At 44.3% G+C, this 18336-nt stretch carries 11 protein-coding genes, 14 tRNA genes, 3 rRNA genes and 2 pseudogenes; 22 read left to right on the forward strand and 8 right to left on the reverse strand.

From position 1 onward, the window contains the following. The first annotated feature begins 21 nt into the window (after positions 1-21). The 4 genes and pseudogenes from yggU to hemW all read left to right on the forward strand — a co-directional run bounded on the left by yggU (position 22) and on the right by hemW (position 2607). A pseudogene (yggU, locus tag ACMAZD_RS15075) lies at positions 22-312 on the forward strand (DUF167 family protein YggU). A 28-nt stretch (positions 313-340) separates the two neighbouring features. Beyond that, positions 341-772 (forward strand): DUF4426 domain-containing protein, encoded by a 432-nt coding sequence (locus ACMAZD_RS15080; RefSeq protein WP_435247813.1) that lies wholly within the window; start codon positions 341-343, stop codon positions 770-772. A gap of 48 nt (positions 773-820) precedes the next feature. Beyond that, positions 821-1420 (forward strand): XTP/dITP diphosphatase, encoded by a 600-nt coding sequence (locus tag ACMAZD_RS15085; protein ID WP_435247814.1) that lies wholly within the window; start codon positions 821-823, stop codon positions 1418-1420. Continuing rightward, entirely contained in the window at positions 1420-2607 is a 1188-nt protein-coding gene (hemW, locus tag ACMAZD_RS15090) for a radical SAM family heme chaperone HemW (protein WP_435247815.1), read from the forward strand. Before ACMAZD_RS15085 ends, hemW begins: the two co-directional genes overlap by 1 nt. A 228-nt stretch (positions 2608-2835) precedes the next feature. On the opposite strand, the gene glsB is transcribed toward hemW, so the two are convergent. Beyond that, entirely contained in the window at positions 2836-3756 is a 921-nt protein-coding gene (gene glsB / locus ACMAZD_RS15095) for a glutaminase B (protein ID WP_435247816.1), read from the reverse strand. 187 nt (positions 3757-3943) lie between these two features. Continuing rightward, on the reverse strand, positions 3944-4663 hold the full coding sequence (gene trmB, locus ACMAZD_RS15100) for a tRNA (guanosine(46)-N7)-methyltransferase TrmB (RefSeq protein ID WP_102276311.1): 720 nt from the start codon (positions 4661-4663) through the stop codon (positions 3944-3946). Between the two features lie 165 nt (positions 4664-4828). Between trmB and mutY the strand changes: the two genes are divergently transcribed. The 16 genes and pseudogenes from mutY (at position 4829) to ACMAZD_RS15180 (ending at position 10342) form a co-directional block, all read left to right on the forward strand. Next, positions 4829-5890 carry an A/G-specific adenine glycosylase gene (mutY, locus tag ACMAZD_RS15105; RefSeq protein WP_102276312.1) on the forward strand — a complete coding sequence of 354 codons (1062 nt, stop codon included), beginning with the start codon at positions 4829-4831 and terminating at the stop codon, positions 5888-5890. Positions 5891-5918: 28 nt separating this feature from the next. Then, positions 5919-6191, forward strand: a complete 273-nt coding sequence (locus tag ACMAZD_RS15110) for an oxidative damage protection protein (protein WP_004735465.1) — start codon at positions 5919-5921, stop codon at positions 6189-6191. A 69-nt stretch (positions 6192-6260) separates the two neighbouring features. Further along, entirely contained in the window at positions 6261-7406 is a 1146-nt protein-coding gene (gene mltC, locus ACMAZD_RS15115; RefSeq protein WP_435247817.1) for a membrane-bound lytic murein transglycosylase MltC, read from the forward strand. Between the two features lie 90 nt (positions 7407-7496). Beyond that, positions 7497-7572: transfer RNA gene (locus tag ACMAZD_RS15120), tRNA-Phe, on the forward strand. A 74-nt stretch (positions 7573-7646) separates the two neighbouring features. Further along, positions 7647-7722 (forward strand) — tRNA-Thr (locus ACMAZD_RS15125). Between the two features lie 7 nt (positions 7723-7729). After that, positions 7730-7805: transfer RNA gene (locus tag ACMAZD_RS15130), tRNA-Phe, on the forward strand. 56 nt (positions 7806-7861) lie between these two features. Continuing rightward, positions 7862-7937, forward strand: a tRNA-Asn gene (locus tag ACMAZD_RS15135). A gap of 70 nt (positions 7938-8007) precedes the next feature. Next, positions 8008-8083, forward strand: a tRNA-Thr gene (locus tag ACMAZD_RS15140). 7 nt (positions 8084-8090) lie between these two features. After that, positions 8091-8166, forward strand: a tRNA-Phe gene (locus ACMAZD_RS15145). A gap of 74 nt (positions 8167-8240) precedes the next feature. Continuing rightward, positions 8241-8316 (forward strand) — tRNA-Asn (locus ACMAZD_RS15150). 546 nt (positions 8317-8862) lie between these two features. Further along, positions 8863-9582, forward strand: a pseudogene (locus tag ACMAZD_RS15155) (methyl-accepting chemotaxis protein); the annotation flags it as partial. A gap of 235 nt (positions 9583-9817) precedes the next feature. Beyond that, positions 9818-9893: transfer RNA gene (locus ACMAZD_RS15160), tRNA-Phe, on the forward strand. Positions 9894-9949: 56 nt separating this feature from the next. Further along, positions 9950-10025: transfer RNA gene (locus ACMAZD_RS15165), tRNA-Thr, on the forward strand. A 24-nt stretch (positions 10026-10049) separates the two neighbouring features. Further along, positions 10050-10125 (forward strand) — tRNA-Asn (locus ACMAZD_RS15170). 36 nt (positions 10126-10161) lie between these two features. Further along, a tRNA-Thr gene (locus ACMAZD_RS15175) sits at positions 10162-10237 on the forward strand. Between the two features lie 29 nt (positions 10238-10266). Next, a tRNA-Asn gene (locus ACMAZD_RS15180) sits at positions 10267-10342 on the forward strand. A gap of 321 nt (positions 10343-10663) precedes the next feature. Here the strand turns inward: ACMAZD_RS15180 and ACMAZD_RS15185 are convergent. Further along, positions 10664-11059, reverse strand: coding sequence for a DUF2391 family protein (locus ACMAZD_RS15185; protein ID WP_076654782.1), 396 nt, complete (start codon positions 11057-11059; stop codon positions 10664-10666). Positions 11060-11604: 545 nt separating this feature from the next. Here ACMAZD_RS15185 and istA point away from each other — a divergent pair. Together istA and istB are read left to right on the forward strand one after the other, a co-directional pair. Further along, on the forward strand, positions 11605-13137 hold the full coding sequence (gene istA, locus ACMAZD_RS15190; protein WP_435247818.1) for an IS21 family transposase: 1533 nt from the start codon (positions 11605-11607) through the stop codon (positions 13135-13137). Positions 13138-13147: 10 nt separating this feature from the next. Further along, the gene (gene istB / locus ACMAZD_RS15195; protein WP_286291966.1) at positions 13148-13870 is read left to right on the forward strand and encodes an IS21-like element helper ATPase IstB; all 723 of its coding nucleotides are present in this window, start codon (positions 13148-13150) and stop codon (positions 13868-13870) included. Positions 13871-14617: 747 nt separating this feature from the next. Here istB and ACMAZD_RS15200 read toward each other — a convergent pair. The 5 genes from ACMAZD_RS15200 to ACMAZD_RS15220 all read right to left on the reverse strand — a co-directional run bounded on the left by ACMAZD_RS15200 (position 14618) and on the right by ACMAZD_RS15220 (position 18186). Beyond that, a tRNA-Asp gene (locus ACMAZD_RS15200) sits at positions 14618-14694 on the reverse strand. A gap of 30 nt (positions 14695-14724) precedes the next feature. Beyond that, positions 14725-14840: ribosomal RNA gene (gene rrf, locus ACMAZD_RS15205) — 5S ribosomal RNA — on the reverse strand. Positions 14841-14882: 42 nt separating this feature from the next. Further along, a tRNA-Thr gene (locus tag ACMAZD_RS15210) sits at positions 14883-14959 on the reverse strand. Positions 14960-15031: 72 nt separating this feature from the next. Beyond that, a 5S ribosomal RNA gene (gene rrf / locus ACMAZD_RS15215) occupies positions 15032-15147 on the reverse strand. 146 nt (positions 15148-15293) lie between these two features. Continuing rightward, positions 15294-18186, reverse strand: a 23S ribosomal RNA gene (locus ACMAZD_RS15220). Positions 18187-18336 lie beyond the last annotated feature (150 nt).

Consider the following 18336-nt stretch of genomic DNA (forward strand, 5'->3'; position numbering starts at 1 on the left):
CGAACATCAGGTACTTTGACGATGCCAAAAGCAGTTTGGGCCGAAGAAGACGATATTATTCTTAGGCTCTATATCTAACCCAAAGCAAGCCGAGACAAGATTGTCGGCTTGCACGGAGAGGAACTGAAAATTGCCATTACTGCACCACCGGTTGATGGCAAAGCAAATGCTCACTTAGCGAAATACCTTGCGAAACAATTTAAGGTCGCTAAAGGGCAAATTAAGATAGAAAAGGGAGAGCTCGGTCGGCATAAGCAAGTTCGAATATGCTCACCAAGCCAGATCCCAACTGAAGTCAAAGCCATCCTATGATGGCTTTTTGCTATTTATTGGAGTCATTATGCGTCTATGGATAACAGCACTACTCACCGCTCTGATTGCCCTACCAAGCTCGGCAGGACAATTTAAAAGTATCAAGGATGTCGAGGTTCATTACTCGGCTTTCAATTCCACGTTTTTAACTGCGCAGGTTGCTAAGCAATATAAATTAAAACGAAACGGATACTCAGCGATTCTAAATATCAGCGTGCTAGACAACGCTTCTTTAGGCAAGCCTGCAACAACGGCTAAAATTACGGGAACAGCACGCAACCTAGTAGGTAACACCCGCACGCTTAACTTCCGTGAAATAAAGGAAGGCGATGCGATTTATTATCTTGCTGAGTTTCCGGTCACTCACGAAGAGAACATCACTTTTAATATTGATGTTAACGCAGGTTTGAAAGGCACAGGTCCACTGCGTTTCACACAAAAATTCTATATAGAAGAGTAGCTTCAAAGCTCACTTTTCTAGTCATTAACTTATTAGAGCCACATCCCTATGACTAAGATTGTTTTAGCAACAGGCAACCAAGGCAAAGTTCTCGAGATGGCAGATATTCTGTCTGAGTTTGGTTTCGACGTTGTCGCGCAAAGTGAGTTTAACGTTTCAGAAGTTGCTGAAACGGGAACAACTTTTATTGAAAATGCCATCATCAAAGCTCGCCACGCTGCGAAAGAGACGGGACTACCAGCCATTGCTGACGATTCTGGCTTAGAAGTTGATTACCTTAATGGTGCACCCGGTATCTACTCAGCGCGTTACTCAGGTGAAGGAGCGACTGATACGCAGAACATCGAAAAGCTGTTAGATGCAATGCAAAGTGTGGAAACTGAAAAGCGTACCGCCCGCTTCCACTGTGTGTTGGTGCTAATGCGTCACGAAAACGATCCAACACCATTGGTGTGTCACGGTAAATGGGAGGGCCGCATTCTTACTGAAGAACACGGTAAAAATGGCTTTGGCTACGATCCTGTATTCTTTGTACCAGAAGATAACTGCGCCTCAGCAGAGCTTAAATCGTCACGCAAGAAGCAACTGTCACACCGTGGAAAAGCCCTCGCGTCATTATTCAAGACTCTCAAGGAGCAAGCTCTGTAATGCACAATGCAGCGCTTATACCACCCGCACTTAGCCTTTATGTCCACATCCCATGGTGTGTACAAAAGTGTCCGTATTGTGATTTTAACTCTCACGCTCTCAAAGCCGAGATTCCTGAAAAAGAGTACATTGATGCACTGCTTGAGGATCTCGATACCGATATCGAAAAATACCAACTCAATAGCGCACCTCGCCCATTGCATTCGATCTTTATTGGTGGCGGCACACCGAGTCTATTTTCTCCAGAAGGAATAGGTCGATTACTACAAGGTATTGAACAACGCATCCCGTTCAAACCTGAAATAGAAATCACCATGGAAGCCAATCCGGGTACTATAGAGGCAGAACGTTTCGCTGGTTACCAAAAGGCAGGAATCACTCGAATCTCGGTAGGCGTACAAAGTTTTGAGCAAGAGAAACTGGAAAGGCTTGGTCGTATTCATGGTCAAGATGAAGCGGTCAACGCAGCTCACTTAGCGCATAAAATCGGATTGAACAGCTTCAACCTAGATCTAATGCACGGCTTACCCGATCAAAGCATTGATCAGGCCTTGGTTGATTTGGACAAAGCGATCGAGCTCGATCCTCCACATTTGTCTTGGTATCAGCTAACAATAGAACCTAACACCATGTTCTATTACAAAACGCCCAAACTGCCTGACGATGATGACCTATGGGATATCTTCGACTTGGGCCATAAGAAGCTTGCAGATGCAGGTTATGTACAGTACGAAATTTCAGGCTACAGCAAGCCAGGATATCAGTGTCAGCATAATCTCAACTACTGGCGCTTTGGTGACTACCTAGGTATTGGTTGTGGCTCTCATGGCAAGCTGAGCTTTGCAGATGGACGTATTGTTCGCACCACTAAGGTTAAACACCCTAGAGGCTACCTAGCAGCGTATCAGAATCTGGTGAAGCCCTATCTGTCGGATGAACTTGAAGTCCCTAATGAGGACCGCCCTTTTGAGTTTTTCATGAACCGCTTTAGGCTAATGGAAGCATGTCCAAAACAAGACTTCATTGATACAACTGGGTTAGAGTTTGATTCGATTCAGCCAACGATAGAGTGGGCCAAAGAGCTCGGTTATCTTAATGAAACCGACAGCCATTGGCAGATCACTGAAAAAGGAAAGCTGTTCCTTAATGATCTGCTTGAAGCCTTTATGGCTGAGGAAGACGAGTAGTTCGATATTCGATATTCGATATTCGATATTCGATATTCGATATTCGATATTCGATAAGTATTGAGTAAGGGTTGGCTTTAGGGTCAGCCTTTTTCTAACCGGTGCGCCGAAAAAAATAGAGTTAAAGCGAGAGCGTCGAAATTACAAACAACACCGTCATCCTCAAGAGCGAAGGATGAGTGAGTTGAGGATCTCTTGCAAATGTAGAACCCCAACGTAAAAGCGCTTTTAGAAAATAGAACGACCAATGCGCTCAGAGAGTAATTCTAAAGCCTGAGTTCCCGCCAGTGAATTACCCGAAGCGTCTAATTCTGGAGACCAAACCGCGATCGTCATTTCACCAGGAACAATCGCAATAATCCCGCCACCGACACCAGACTTTCCTGGCATACCAACACGATAGGCAAACTCTCCCGCCCCATCGTACAAACCACATGTCGCAAGCAAAGCATTCAGCTGTTTGGTTTGAACTGGCGTGATGATCTCTTTCTTGGTCTGAACTGACACACCTTTGTTTGCCAAATAGCTAAAAGTCTTCGCTAAATCCACACAGGTCATTTTAAGCGCACAAGCATGAAAGTAATTGTTGAGTACGGGGATAACATCGTTCTCAAAATTACCAAATGAACGCATCAAATAAGCGATAGCAGCATTACGATCGCTGTGCATCATCTCAGAAGCCGCTACAACCTTGTCATACACAATATGAGTATCACCTGATAACTGACGCACAAATTCTAATAAACGGTGTCTTGGTGCTGATAGACGGCTTTGTAATAAGTCAGCCACGACAATCGCGCCAGCATTAATAAACGGGTTACGGGGGATGCCGTGCTCCATCTCAAGCTGAATCATCGAATTAAAGGCTTGCCCTGAAGGCTCCTTCCCTACTCGCTGCCATATTTCTTCAGGCTTATACAACACCATAGCCAACGTCAGGCTTAAAGCTTTAGAGATTGATTGCACAGAAAAGGCTTCATTGGCATCGCCAGCTTGAATAACTTCACCTTCATTGGTGTATACCGCAATCGCCAGTTTCTGGTTTGATACGCGAGCCAATGCAGGAATATAATCTGCGACCTTTCCCTGACCAATTAAAGGGCGAACTTCATCTAAAATCTCGGCCAAAATAGCTTGAGTTGGTTTCATGTGTACTTACTTCTTTATTGTTATTCTTCTAGGGGGTGTGACATTATTTTCTGTCCTTAAACCTTTATCGCAATAAAAGCCTAAGGACAAAAAAGCCAACATTACAATAATGTTGGCTTTAATCAATCCCATAAAGTGTAGGGTTTAATCCTAAGTCGGATCCACCTTCACTTAATTTGATTCAGAATTACTTAGTACGCTTAAACTTAATGTCCCAAACGCCATGACCTAAACGGTGGCCACGCGCTTCAAACTTAGTTAGCGGACGCTCGTCTGGACGAGGAATGTAATCCCCATCTTCAGCGATATTCTTGAAGCCTGGAGCTACGTTCATCACTTCAATCATATGTTCTGCGTAATTTTCCCAGTCTGTTGCCATATGGAAAATACCAGTATCAAGTTGCAGCTTACCGCGAACCATTTCTGCAAACTCAGCCTTAACAATACGACGTTTGTGGTGACGAGCTTTATGCCATGGGTCAGGGAAAAACAGTTGCAGTGAATGCAGGCTGCTGTCTGGGATCATGTGTTCAAATACTTCAACTGCATCATGACACATTACACGCAGGTTAGTTACGCCAGCATCGCGAGCTGTACCTAAACACGCACCAACTCCTGGGCTATGAACTTCAATACCTAAGAAGTTTTTCTCAGGCGCATTCTTTGCCATTTCAACCAGTGATGCACCCATACCGAAGCCAATTTCTAGTACAACAGGGTTGTCGTTGCCAAACACTTCTTTCCAATTAAGAAGTTCTGGGTTGTAGTCGATACCCATTGTTGGCCAACATTCGTTCATTGCGTTTTCTTGGCCTTTTGTTAAGCGGCCTTCGCGGCGAACAAAACTACGGATCTTACGAACCAGTTTGCCGTCTTCAGTATATTCGTTAGTGGTCACTTCACTCATTGATTTTTGCCTGCACATTGATTAATCAAAGCGGGGATTATCCAAAGAATTGCCTCCGGTGCAAGTCTTTCCGTGGATAAATTCCCACACAATTTGTCTGTTTTACATCCAACCGTAAGTGTGGTGCAATTTCACTCCTAATAATAGCAAAGCATAGAGCATGTCGTGACTCCTTTCGCAACCGCCATATTAAAGTGGTATGACGCCTTTGGGCGTAAAGAATTACCTTGGCAACAAAACAAAACCGCCTACACCGTTTGGCTATCTGAAATCATGCTTCAGCAGACTCAAGTCGCCACGGTCATTCCATACTACAAACGCTTCTTAGAACGTTTCCCAACGGTTATTGACCTAGCGAACGCCGAACAAGATGAGGTGCTTCACTTATGGACAGGGCTTGGCTATTACGCGCGAGCTCGTAACTTACATAAGGCTGCCAAAATTGTTGCCGAACAATACGGTGGTGAGTTTCCGCTTTCTATCGAAGAGATGAACGCGCTACCGGGCATTGGACGCTCTACTGCCGCTGCAGTACTATCTTCTGTTCACAAGCTTCCTCACGCGATTCTTGATGGTAACGTCAAGCGCACCTTGGCGAGAAGCTTTGCAATTGAAGGTTGGCCGGGGCAAAAGAAAGTCGAGAACCAGTTGTGGGAACACGCAGAAGCACACACTCCCAATCAAGATGTTGATAAGTACAATCAAGCCATGATGGACATGGGCGCGATGGTTTGTACCCGTAGCAAGCCTAAATGTACCTTATGCCCGATTGAAAGCATGTGTGAAGCTAAGAAGCTCGATAGACAGCTCGATTTTCCTGGCAAGAAACCAAAGAAAGAAAAGCCAACAAAAGAAACATGGTTTGTGATTCTGTACCACAACAATCAAGTATGGCTCGAACAACGCCCTCAATCGGGTATCTGGGGAGGACTATTCTGTTTCCCTCAAAATGAAAACGCAGAGATCGAACATCAGTTAGATCTTCGTTCAATCAAAGACAATGAAACAGATTCGATCAAGACCATGATTGCGTTTCGACATACTTTCAGCCACTACCACTTAGATATCACGCCTGTATTAGTAAAATTAGATAAACAACCAGTTTTGATAATGGAAGGGACTAAAGGTCTCTGGTATAACTTATCAAAACCGGAAGAAATTGGCCTAGCCGCTCCTGTAAAGCAGCTTATTGAGAGCCTACCCTTTGAACTGAACGACGACGTTTGAATCAACGAACATGATAAGAGGAACCACTATGAGCCGCACTGTATTTTGTGCTCGCCTTCAAAAAGATGCTGAAGGCCTAGATTTTCAACTTTACCCAGGTGACTTAGGTAAGCGTATCTTTGACAACATCTCTAAAGAAGCTTGGGGACAATGGCAAAGCAAACAAACCATGCTTATCAATGAAAAGAAGCTAAACATGATGGATCCTGAACATCGTAAACTTCTTGAAACTGAGATGGTTAACTTCCTTTTCGAAGGTAAAGATGTCGTTATTGATGGCTACACTCCACCAAGCGAATAAGACATTTATTTAAGCAAATTTTAATGACATCATGGTTAACGCTGCGATGTCATTTTTGTATGAGGAACTATGAAAAAGCTAAGTTACTTCCTAACAGCCATGTTGTTAACTGGGTGCAGTCGTGAATTTGTCGAAAGCATATATGATGTTAACTACGAACCAACCAACCGATTTGTCAGTAATTTAGCGGAGCTACCCGGTCAATTTGAAAAAGACACTGGGGCGTTAGATTCTTTAATTAATAGCTTTTCTGGTAATATCCAAAAACGTTGGGGCAGCAGTGAAATAAAGATGGCGGGCAAGAGTAACTATGTGAAATACATAGATAATTACTTGAGTCGTTCAGAAGTAAACTTTAGCCAAGGTCTAATCACAGTTGAAACCGTCTCTTCAACGGATCCTAAAAAGCACCTCAAAAATGCAATAATGACGACACTTTTAACGCCAGATGATCCTGCGAATGTCGATCTATTCTCTTCCAAAAACATCAAGTTAGAAGGTCAACCTTTCCTCTATAACCAAGTCGTTGATCAAGATAAGAAGCCTATCCAATGGACATGGCGCGCTAATAAGTTTGCTGATTACCTAATCGCCAATAATCTAAAAACCAAGGAAGTCGACTTTAAAAAAGCGTATTACGTCGAGATTCCAATGGTGGCCGATCACGCCAGCAAACGAAGCTATAAGTACGCAGACATCGTTCGTCGCACATCTCAACGTTATGACATTCCTGAAGACTTGATTTACGCAATCATCAAAACAGAAAGCAGTTTCAATCCATACGCCGTGAGCTGGGCGAATGCTTATGGTCTTATGCAGGTGGTCCCAAAAGCGGCAGGCCGAGATGTCTTTAAGCTCGTCAAAAAGAAACCTGGAGAGCCGAGTCCTGAGTACTTATTCAATCCAGAAAACAACATAGATGCTGGCACTGCGTACTTTTACATCCTTAAAAATCGTTATTTGAAGGACGTGCAACACCCAACCACACTCGAATACAGCATGATCTCAGCATACAACGGTGGCACTGGTGGGGTACTCAATACCTTCAGTAAGGACAGAAAACGGGCAATGCGTGACTTAAACTCATTGCAACCCAGTCAAGCTTACTGGGCACTGACAAAGAAACATCCAAACAAAGAGTCGCGTCGATACTTAGAAAAAGTAACAAAATTCAAGAAAGATTTTAACCAAGGTAAACGTAAGCCTCACTTTTGAATAAAAAAACAACTAACGAACGTTTTTTTTAATTATTTTCAAAAAAGGTGTTGACGGTTATGCAGAAAATCCGTTTAATAGCGCTCCGTTGCCCGGATAGCTCAGTCGGTAGAGCAGAGGATTGAAAATCCTCGTGTCGGTGGTTCGATTCCGCCTCCGGGCACCACAATTTGATTTGTTGGTGTCATGACTCTTTAACAAGGAGTAGCAACACGAACGAAAGCATAAAGAATTTAGTGTGCCGACTTAGCTCAGTAGGTAGAGCAACTGACTTGTAATCAGTAGGTCACCAGTTCGACTCCGGTAGTCGGCACCATTCTTTTGCCTCGATAGCTCAGTCGGTAGAGCAGCGGATTGAAAATCCGCGTGTCGGTGGTTCGATTCCGCCTCGAGGCACCATTATTTGGCACTTGACAAATAATGGTCTTTACAGACCTGATGTTGAGACAAGTAATTCCCCTTTAGTTCAGTTGGTAGAACGGCGGACTGTTAATCCGTATGTCGCAAGTTCAAGTCTTGCAAGGGGAGCCATTTTCAAGAACTTCATTTTATATGAGGTTTTAGTTAGAGAGTTTACTCTCTAAAGCAAAGAATTTAGTGTGCCGACTTAGCTCAGTAGGTAGAGCAACTGACTTGTAATCAGTAGGTCACCAGTTCGACTCCGGTAGTCGGCACCATTCTTTTGCCTCGATAGCTCAGTCGGTAGAGCAGCGGATTGAAAATCCGCGTGTCGGTGGTTCGATTCCGCCTCGAGGCACCATTATTTGGCACTTGACAAATAATAGTCTTTATAGATTATTCATATCTTAAAGAACATTGTTAAACACAAATAATTCCCCTTTAGTTCAGTTGGTAGAACGGCGGACTGTTAATCCGTATGTCGCAAGTTCAAGTCTTGCAAGGGGAGCCACATTCAAGAAAGCCAAGTCGAAAGACTTGGCTTTTTTTCATTTGAACAAAAGTTAAAACTCTCTTCGACATACATATCAGCTCGGCTCTAACACTCTATAAGTCCCAATAAATTAAAATTCATGCTTCCAGCCTTTCACTACAGCACCAGTTTCTTCACTCTGTAAATCATACCTAAACAAACTGGACCAACTCCTGCAAAAATTCATTGTCTTTAATCCCTTAAATCACCACATAAAATAACAGAACTCCATCTTGTTATTTTTTCTTCGAAAATTTAATCTCTATCATGTTTTGATATCTTTCTAATATCTGCCCCACACGACTTAGATTGAGGTTCGATGAATTATATCTAATACTAATTATTGAATCGCTACGCAGGAAAATATTAAATTAAAAACGCAAGCTTACTTATTATCGAGCATCACCTTGATCGCTCTGCTGGCGCTAACTGCTACTGGTTTATGGACCTGAGAGTCGCTTAGTAACATGGACAACAAAGCTCCTGTGACAGAGCTATTTAAGAGCGCATACAGCATTCTTACTGAAGTCGACTGAGATGATCGCGACAGCTATGACGGAAATGGTCTCTTCAGCCAACAACGTTGCTGATTCAGCTGGCGATACTGCTCGTAATACCGATGAGGCCGATAAACAGAGCCAACATACTCAGCGCCTGATTCACAACCGGTAGATAACATCCAAGGCCAGCACAGCAAGTGAAGCCGTCGCTAACTTAGACTGCGATGTACATAACATCGTGAAGGTATTAGACGTCATCGGTGATATTGCGGAACAAACTAACCTTCTAGCGCTAAATGCGGCAATTGAAGCTGCGCGCGCTGGTGAACAAGGCCGCGGATTTGCCGTTGTAGCAGATGAAGATCGCCACTTTGCTGGTCGAACACAATCAAGCACGAAAGAAATCCAGCTAATGATCAATAACCTTCAAGAAGGCTCTCGTAACGCGATAGAAACTATGGAAGTGTGTGAAAGCACCGTAACGGAGTCCCAGAATGCCTCTGAAGCACTACAACAGATAGTTGTAGTGTTAGAGTCTATTTCATCAATGAGTCATCAAATCGCGATAGCCGCCGCTGAACAGACTCAGGTGAGTGATGATATTTCGAAGCGTATCAATATGATCGAAGAAAGTGGCAACCAATTGAGTAATGTAGTGACAGAAAGTCATAACAGCACTCAAACACTAGCCTCTCTTTCTAACGAATTAGAAGCTTGGGTTAATAGGTTTGAAGTAAAACACTAAACTCTCAGCAAAATTCTTAAATATAAAAGCACGTTTTCATACGTGCTATTTTTATTTCGACGCCCATTCAGTGTAGTTAACCGTACTTTTACTATCTTTTAGAGCATGCTAGACCTAGGTTTTTCGCTCTAAATGAACAAAAACAACCCACTAAGTATAGAAAAACATCAAACAATACTTTTTTTGCAATTTAATGTTGACCCAGAACGCGAAAACACGTTTAATACACCTCGTCGCCCGGATAGCTCAGTCGGTAGAGCAGAGGATTGAAAATCCTCGTGTCGGTGGTTCGATTCCGCCTCCGGGCACCAAAATTTATTTGTTGGTGTCCTAGACAACGACAGTAAAGCACAAAAAAATATTATGTGCCGACTTAGCTCAGTAGGTAGAGCAACTGACTTGTAATCAGTAGGTCACCAGTTCGACTCCGGTAGTCGGCACCATTTCTTTAAAGCTTTAAGAATAATTCCCCTTTAGTTCAGTTGGTAGAACGGCGGACTGTTAATCCGTATGTCGCAAGTTCAAGTCTTGCAAGGGGAGCCAAGTTAATCATCAAGCATAAGCTTTTTGATTCATGATGCCGACTTAGCTCAGTAGGTAGAGCAACTGACTTGTAATCAGTAGGTCACCAGTTCGATTCCGGTAGTCGGCACCATTCTCTTGATTAGAGACTAAACAATCAATTCCCCTTTAGTTCAGTTGGTAGAACGGCGGACTGTTAATCCGTATGTCGCAAGTTCAAGTCTTGCAAGGGGAGCCAATTAAAAAAAGCCGCATCATTGATGCGGCTTTTTTGCATCTGAAGATCCTACTTTATCCTACACTTCCTATTACCTCCTATCATTCAAACCTAGCCAATATAGCGCTCTTTTACAGTTATCAGATCTTACTCTTTAGCTTCCTTTGAATCCTTGAAACCTCAAACTGAACATCTGTGTCACGAACTTACTTATAACGTTATCTATGAAGCGTTCTCCAGAACAATTCAAACCATAAGTATAAGGATAAGAAAGCTATCGGACTAATCGAATAAGCTATCTAGAGGTTCTGTTAGCTACTTCAATTCAAATGCTATGGTAATTCACTCTTTATCAAAACTATCTACCACAATCGCTCCCATCGATGCTGGCATTGAAATAACAATAACCCTTTTGATCGATACAATAGGATCACTCAGTAAAGGCAGTTTATCTAAACAAGTCAGCACCAAAGCAACGACCATTGCAGTCATCACATAAGCAATCACTATTCTGAAAATAAACACCGGTAACCGAGCAACAACGTCTTTTTGAAAGACACTCTCATACGTATAAAAGCCAAGGAAAACAGCAGACAGCAGAAATAGCAACAGTAAGTTAGCGGTAGGTAAAGTCTCCCCTAACTTCCACGCCTCTTCAGAAAAAGAAATCGGGACAGCTAAAGCAAAAGATCCTACAAAGATCTGGCTCGCATCTTCAAAGTTAAAGCTTAATTTCATCGAGTTACCTTTAATGCTTTGGGACTTAACCGATTTATCAAAGTAATCCCAAAACTATCAGTTCATGGCTACAAAAGTTTGAGGCTTACCAATTAACAAAGATAACCTTATGTAGCTTTATATTAGTCACATTAACCAAAACATAGCTTGAGCTAGTAGGCACTAAACTAACTTATATACAAAGATATTTGGTAATCAAGTAACTCATGGAATTTCGATAACTGATATCGGGTAAATAAATACGATTCAGTCAAAGAGAATCTTTAACGCAACTAAGGAAAGTATCGATGACCTCTCTAAGCAAGATCACCAGGGATCTTATATTTATTTGGTTAATTGCATATTTCGGAGCTATCCGACCGCCTATTTCGGTTTTAATCGACCACCAAATCCGTTTTTAACCGACCACTCATTTCGGTTTTAATCATCCACTTTTCGGTGTGTTTCCGAAATCGATGGTCGATTTACCGAAATAAACCTCTTTTCTCTTTTAAATCAATAGGTTTAACCTGAGTCTTTCATGTTGAGAGCACTAAGGATAAATCATGCCGAAAAAGAGAATGCCAATGAATAAAATTAAGGAAATATTACGCCTCCGATACGAGTGCAATCTTTCTAATCGACAGATCGCCGCTTGCCTCAATATTGCTCATTCCACTGTATCCCAGCATCTATCCCGATTTAAATCCAGTGGCCTCACGTGGCCACTGGAAGAGACTCATCATGAAAATCAAGTCACCCAAGCTTTGTTTGATGGTCGCTCATCTTCTCAGCATAAAGTGATGCCTGATTTCACTCTCTGCTACTTAGAATTGAAGCGTAAAGGGATGACTAAAGCTTTGCTTTGGGAAGAGTATTGTCATCAGCATCAAGACAAAGCCTATGGCTATACACAGTTCTGCGAACTGTATAGACGTTGGCTAAAGACACAAAAACGCAGTATGCGCCAACTTCACCATGCTGGTGACAAGCTCTTCATTGACTACTGTGGCCCAACGATCCCTGTTGTGAATCCAGATACAGGAGAATGCAGACATGCTCAGGTATTTGTCGCCACTTTAGGGGCGTCAAATTACACCTATGTCGAGGCGAGTGAGAGCCAAGGGCTTGAACACTTCCTCATGGCTCATGTGAATACCTTTAATCACTTTGGTGGTGCTCCGAATCTACTTGTACCTGATAATCTGAAATCTGCTATAACGAAAGCAGACCGTCATAGCCCTATCCTCAATGAGAGCTACCGAAAACTGGCACAACATTACGGCGTTGCTGTGATGCCAGCCAGGCCCTACAAGCCTAAAGATAAAGCCAAAGCTGAGAACGCAGTTCTCATCGTAGAGCGCTGGATAATGATGCGCCTTCGCCACCAAGTGTTCTATACAATGGCTGAGCTGAACCTGGCTATCCGAAAGCTGATGCATGACTTAAACCAACGAGAGATGAAGCAGCTTGGTGTCAATCGACATGACTTGTTCAACAAAGTTGACCGTCCAGCGTTAAAACCACTGCCATCGCAACCATATGTGTATATCGAAACTAAACGAGCAACCGTCTCCCCTGATTATCACATTCAATATAAAAAGCACTTCTACTCTGTGCCGCACCAACTTGTTGGGCAACAAGTTGAGCTTGAAGCAACGCATCAAATAATACGTATCTACCACAAAGGGAGCATTGTTGCTCACCACTGCACAAGCCAAAAAGAATATGGTCTCTCTACCGTTTACGAGCATATGCCAAGCAACCATCAATACCAATCATGGACACCCGAGCGTTTTATCCGTTGGGGAAAATCTATTGGGCCAGCCACAGGTGAACTGACTCAGATGTTGCTCAAACGCCCAGAGCATGAAGCATTGGCCTTTAGAAGTTGCTTTGGGTTACTAAGTCTTGCCAAAAAGCACTCAGACGCACGGTTAGAACAAGCTTGCCGAGATGCCTTAGTGACAGAGAAGCCATACCTTGGCTTCGTCAAAAACTTATTGAAGAACCATCGTGAAGGCACTCTCTCTCAGCCTTCCACTGATACACCAAACCTTAAACACACTAATGTTCGTGGTTCCAACTACTACCACTAGGAGAAACAATATGGACGCAATAATCCAACAGTTAAAATCACTACGCCTAAGTCATGCTTCTGATGCACTGGAACAGCAAAGAATACACCCCGCGACCTATGCTGAACTTGGCTTTGAAGAAAGGTTAGGACTCATCCTTGATCATGAGATAGTGAACCGAGATCAAACCAAAATCCAACGACTTAAACGGCAAGCCAAGCTGCGCCTAAGCGCTAGCGGTAATCAACTGGACTACCGCCCAGAACGAGGCTTAAAAAGAGCAATGATGGGAGAGTTATTATCAGGCACTTATTTACAAAAGCGACAGAATGTCCTGATTACAGGTGCAACAGGTGCAGGTAAAACCTATGTTGCTTGTGCGCTCGCCGAGCAGGCGTGTGAGCAACACTGCCCAAGTCGTTATTATCGCCTAAATCGTTTACTTGATGACCTGAGTAGTAGCCGCCTTGATGGCAGCTATCAAAAGCTACTACTGAGCTTGTCTAAGAAAAAACTGTTGGTTATCGATGACTGGGGAATGGAAAAACTCAGCCAAGAGCATGCAAGTAATCTTCTCGAAGTGCTAGAAGATAGATACCAAGAGTGCAGTACGATCATTATCAGCCAACTACCTGTAAAAGAATGGCACGAGATGATCGACAACTCGACGATCGCTGATGCGATCTTAGATAGGTTGGTTCATCAAAGTCATAGAATCGAGTTACGAGGGGAATCAATGAGAAAACTGGCTTAAATCGACCACTTGGAGTAAAACTAAGGAAGAGAAAAGAGAGGCTTAAAAAGGTGGTCGATTAAAAACGAAACTAGGGGTCACATCAGCCGAAATACGCAGTTAATCGCACTTTGTAATTTCAAACCTAAGCTAATCACATCATTAGCATCAGCCTAATACATGGCTAGTCACTTAAATAATACAGTTTGAGTTGGTAACCTTTAAGTCTATTAAATAAACGCTCTTGACGCATGCTAAGAGGCGTAAAGTGATAGCAAGCAGTCTAGCACTCTACTCTCTAAAGAGGTTTCTTAAGCACGGCGAGATAAAGAATCTCATATTAAGGGATAGTAGACTAGCATATGCCCAATGCTGGATTAACAATACTCATAGCCTAAACGAAGTCATGGCTGCACAAACCAAACAGAATTAGACTATCCCTCTATTTCATATAGCGGCAGGCCGCTAGGGTAACTGCATAGGCTAGTCGCCCGACTTTGTTTACCAAGGGGGAGAATACCAATAAAGATCGAGCTATGTGGCATCGCAACCTATTGAGTTTGTACGTCGAATCACAAAATTTCATCTAAGAAATGGGAAAGGCTAGGTGTTCTGAGAAGGACTGAAATGGTAAAAATTGACACGATAGACCAATGAGCAGAGCTCCCGGTCGATAGGTAAACATCTATAGGACTAAGTTGGTTGAAGATCAATATATGATGCCAGAAACGACGAAAGCCTAGTCGTGAGACTAGGCTTTCTAATAAGTGGCGGAGTGGACGGGACTCGAACCCGCGACCCCCGGCGTGACAGGCCGGTATTCTAACCAACTGAACTACCACTCCGCAGTGTCTATTCAGCATAATGCAATTTAAGCCTGACGATGTCCTACTCTCACATGGGGAAACCCCACACTACCATCGGCGCTATTGTGTTTCACTTCTGAGTTCGGCATGGAATCAGGTGGGTCCACAATGCTATGGTCGTCAAACAAATTCTGTTGTTAACTTGATGAATCAAATCAACTAAATAGTGGTGCTGATACCCAGACTCGAACTGGGGACCTCACCCTTACCAAGGGTGCGCTCTACCGGGCTGAGCTATATCAGCAATTCAGAAATCGCTTAAAAACGATTCTGAAAGATTTTGTCTTCACTTTTAAAAAGTGAAACTAAATTTGGAGCCTGGCGATGTCCTACTCTCACATGGGGAAACCCCACACTACCATCGGCGCTATTGTGTTTCACTTCTGAGTTCGGCATGGAATCAGGTGGGTCCACAATGCTATGGTCGCCAAGCAAATTTTGCTTTACTTTCAGTTTTTAAAAACTGAAGGCAAAATAATCTGGAAAGCTGTTCTCTATTCAATAGAGCAATAAAAGTTGTATCTCTTCAAACGCATTCAAGGTCTGTCTTTGAGTCCACAAAACCCCTTGGGTGTTGTATGGTTAAGCCTCACGGGCAATTAGTACAGGTTAGCTCAATGCCTCGCAGCACTTACACACCCTGCCTATCAACGTCGTAGTCTACGACAACCCTTTAGGACACTTATAGTGCCAGGGAAAACTCATCTCAAGGCTCGCTTCCCGCTTAGATGCTTTCAGCGGTTATCGATTCCGAACTTAGCTACCGGGCAATGCCATTGGCATGACAACCCGAACACCAGAGGTTCGTCCACTCCGGTCCTCTCGTACTAGGAGCAGCCCCTTTCAATTTTCCAACGCCCACGGCAGATAGGGACCGAACTGTCTCACGACGTTCTAAACCCAGCTCGCGTACCACTTTAAATGGCGAACAGCCATACCCTTGGGACCGACTTCAGCCCCAGGATGTGATGAGCCGACATCGAGGTGCCAAACACCGCCGTCGATATGAACTCTTGGGCGGTATCAGCCTGTTATCCCCGGAGTACCTTTTATCCGTTGAGCGATGGCCCTTCCATTCAGAACCACCGGATCACTATGACCTGCTTTCGCACCTGCTCGAATTGTCATTCTCGCAGTCAAGCGGGCTTATGCCATTGCACTAACCACACGATGTCCAACCGTGTTTAGCCCACCTTCGTGCTCCTCCGTTACTCTTTGGGAGGAGACCGCCCCAGTCAAACTACCCACCAGGCACTGTCCGTAACCCCGATTCAGGGGCCAACGTTAGAACATCAAAACTACAAGGGTGGTATTTCAAGGACGACTCCATCACATCTAGCGACGCAATTTCATAGTCTCCCACCTATCCTACACATGTAGGTTCAATGTTCAGTGCCAAGCTGTAGTAAAGGTTCACGGGGTCTTTCCGTCTAGCCGCGGGTACACTGCATCTTCACAGCGATTTCAATTTCACTGAGTCTCGGGTGGAGACAGCGTGGCCATCATTACGCCATTCGTGCAGGTCGGAACTTACCCGACAAGGAATTTCGCTACCTTAGGACCGTTATAGTTACGGCCGCCGTTTACCGGGGCTTCGATCAAGAGCTTCGACCGAAGTCTAACCCCATCAATTAACCTTCCGGCACCGGGCAGGCGTCACACCGTATACGTCATCTTACGATTTTGCACAGTGCTGTGTTTTTAATAAACAGTTGCAGCCACCTGGTATCTGCGACTCTCGTCTGCTCCATCCGCAAGGGACTTCACTGATAAGAGCGTACCTTCTCCCGAAGTTACGGTACCATTTTGCCTAGTTCCTTCACCCGAGTTCTCTCAAGCGCCTTGGTATTCTCTACCCGACCACCTGTGTCGGTTTGGGGTACGATTCCTTACAATCTGAAGCTTAGAGGCTTTTCCTGGAAGCATGGCATCAATGACTTCACTACCGTAGTAGCTCGACATCGTATCTCAGCGTTAAGAAAGTCCGGATTTACCTAAACTTTCCGCCTACATACTTGAACCTGGACAACCGTCGCCAGGCCCACCTAGCCTTCTCCGTCCCCCCATCGCAATTGTAAGAAGTACGGGAATATTAACCCGTTTCCCATCGACTACCCCTTTCGGCCTCGCCTTAGGAGTCGACTTACCCTGCCCCGATTAACGTTGGACAGGAACCCTTGGTCTTCCGGCGAGGGAGTTTTTCACTCCCTTTATCGTTACTCATGTCAGCATTCGCACTTCTGATACCTCCAGCAGCCCTTACAGACCACCTTCAACGGCTTACAGAACGCTCCCCTACCCCACATACCCTAAGGTACGTAGCCGCAGCTTCGGTGTATAGCTTAGCCCCGTTACATCTTCCGCGCAGGCCGACTCGACCAGTGAGCTATTACGCTTTCTTTAAATGATGGCTGCTTCTAAGCCAACATCCTGGCTGTCTGAGCCTTCCCACATCGTTTCCCACTTAGCTATACTTTGGGACCTTAGCTGGCGGTCTGGGTTGTTTCCCTCTCCACGACGGACGTTAGCACCCGCCGTGTGTCTCCCGGATAGTACTTACTGGTATTCGGAGTTTGCAAAGGGTTGGTAAGTCGGGATGACCCCCTAGCCTTAACAGTGCTCTACCCCCAGTAGTATTCGTCCGAGGCGCTACCTAAATAGCTTTCGGGGAGAACCAGCTATCTCCAGGTTTGATTGGCCTTTCACCCCTAGCCACAAGTCATCCGCTAATTTTTCAACATTAGTCGGTTCGGTCCTCCAGTTGATGTTACTCAACCTTCAACCTGCCCATGGCTAGATCACCTGGTTTCGGGTCTAATCCTAGCAACTGTACGCCCAGTTAAGACTCGGTTTCCCTACGGCTCCCCTAAACGGTTAACCTTGCTACTAAAATTAAGTCGCTGACCCATTATACAAAAGGTACGCAGTCACACCACAAAGGTGCTCCTACTGCTTGTACGTACACGGTTTCAGGTTCTATTTCACTCCCCTCACAGGGGTTCTTTTCGCCTTTCCCTCACGGTACTGGTTCACTATCGGTCAGTCAGTAGTATTTAGCCTTGGAGGATGGTCCCCCCATATTCAGACAGGATATCACGTGTCCCGCCCTACTCGATTTCACTGATTATGATGTGTCGGTTACGGGGCTATCACCCTTTATTGCGCCACTTTCCAGAGGCTTCACCTGCATCATTAAAAGCTTAAGGGCTAATCCAATTTCGCTCGCCGCTACTTTCGGAATCTCGGTTGATTTCTCTTCCTCGGGGTACTTAGATGTTTCAGTTCCCCCGGTTTGCCTCCTGTTGCTATGTATTCACAACAGGATACGTGCTTATGCACGTGGGTTTCCCCATTCAGAAATCCCAGACTCAAAAGGTTATTACTACCTAATCTGGGCTTATCGCAAGTTATTACGTCTTTCATCGCCTCTGACTGCCAAGGCATCCACCGTGTACGCTTAGTCACTTAACCATACAACCCGAAAGGGTCTTAGTGTATGGCAACTAACCAAGGTTTTTGGTTGTCATTAAGAAGGGTTAATTCCTGATGACTGTTTGCCGGACTCAATTTACTTTTTGTTTCCACTTTTTAATAAAAAGTAGAATCAAAAAATGAACAATC

The sequence above is a fragment of the Vibrio sp. nBUS_14 genome (genome assembly GCF_051201655.1).
Lineage (GTDB): Bacteria > Pseudomonadota > Gammaproteobacteria > Enterobacterales > Vibrionaceae > Vibrio.

Excerpts from the sequence above, each read along its gene's own strand:
- glsB (WP_435247816.1), bottom strand. The coding sequence starts at position 3,756 with ATGAAACCAACTCAAGCTATTTTGGCCGAGATTTTAGATGAAGTTCGC.
- istA (WP_435247818.1), top strand. The coding sequence starts at position 11,605 with ATGCCGAAAAAGAGAATGCCAATGAATAAAATTAAGGAAATATTACGC.
- ACMAZD_RS15110 (WP_004735465.1), top strand. The coding sequence starts at position 5,919 with ATGAGCCGCACTGTATTTTGTGCTCGCCTTCAAAAAGATGCTGAAGGC.
- ACMAZD_RS15085 (WP_435247814.1), top strand. The coding sequence starts at position 821 with ATGACTAAGATTGTTTTAGCAACAGGCAACCAAGGCAAAGTTCTCGAG.
- trmB (WP_102276311.1), bottom strand. The coding sequence starts at position 4,663 with ATGAGTGAAGTGACCACTAACGAATATACTGAAGACGGCAAACTGGTT.
- ACMAZD_RS15185 (WP_076654782.1), bottom strand. The coding sequence starts at position 11,059 with ATGAAATTAAGCTTTAACTTTGAAGATGCGAGCCAGATCTTTGTAGGA.
- hemW (WP_435247815.1), top strand. The coding sequence starts at position 1,420 with ATGCACAATGCAGCGCTTATACCACCCGCACTTAGCCTTTATGTCCAC.
- ACMAZD_RS15080 (WP_435247813.1), top strand. The coding sequence starts at position 341 with ATGCGTCTATGGATAACAGCACTACTCACCGCTCTGATTGCCCTACCA.
- istB (WP_286291966.1), top strand. The coding sequence starts at position 13,148 with ATGGACGCAATAATCCAACAGTTAAAATCACTACGCCTAAGTCATGCT.
- mltC (WP_435247817.1), top strand. The coding sequence starts at position 6,261 with ATGAAAAAGCTAAGTTACTTCCTAACAGCCATGTTGTTAACTGGGTGC.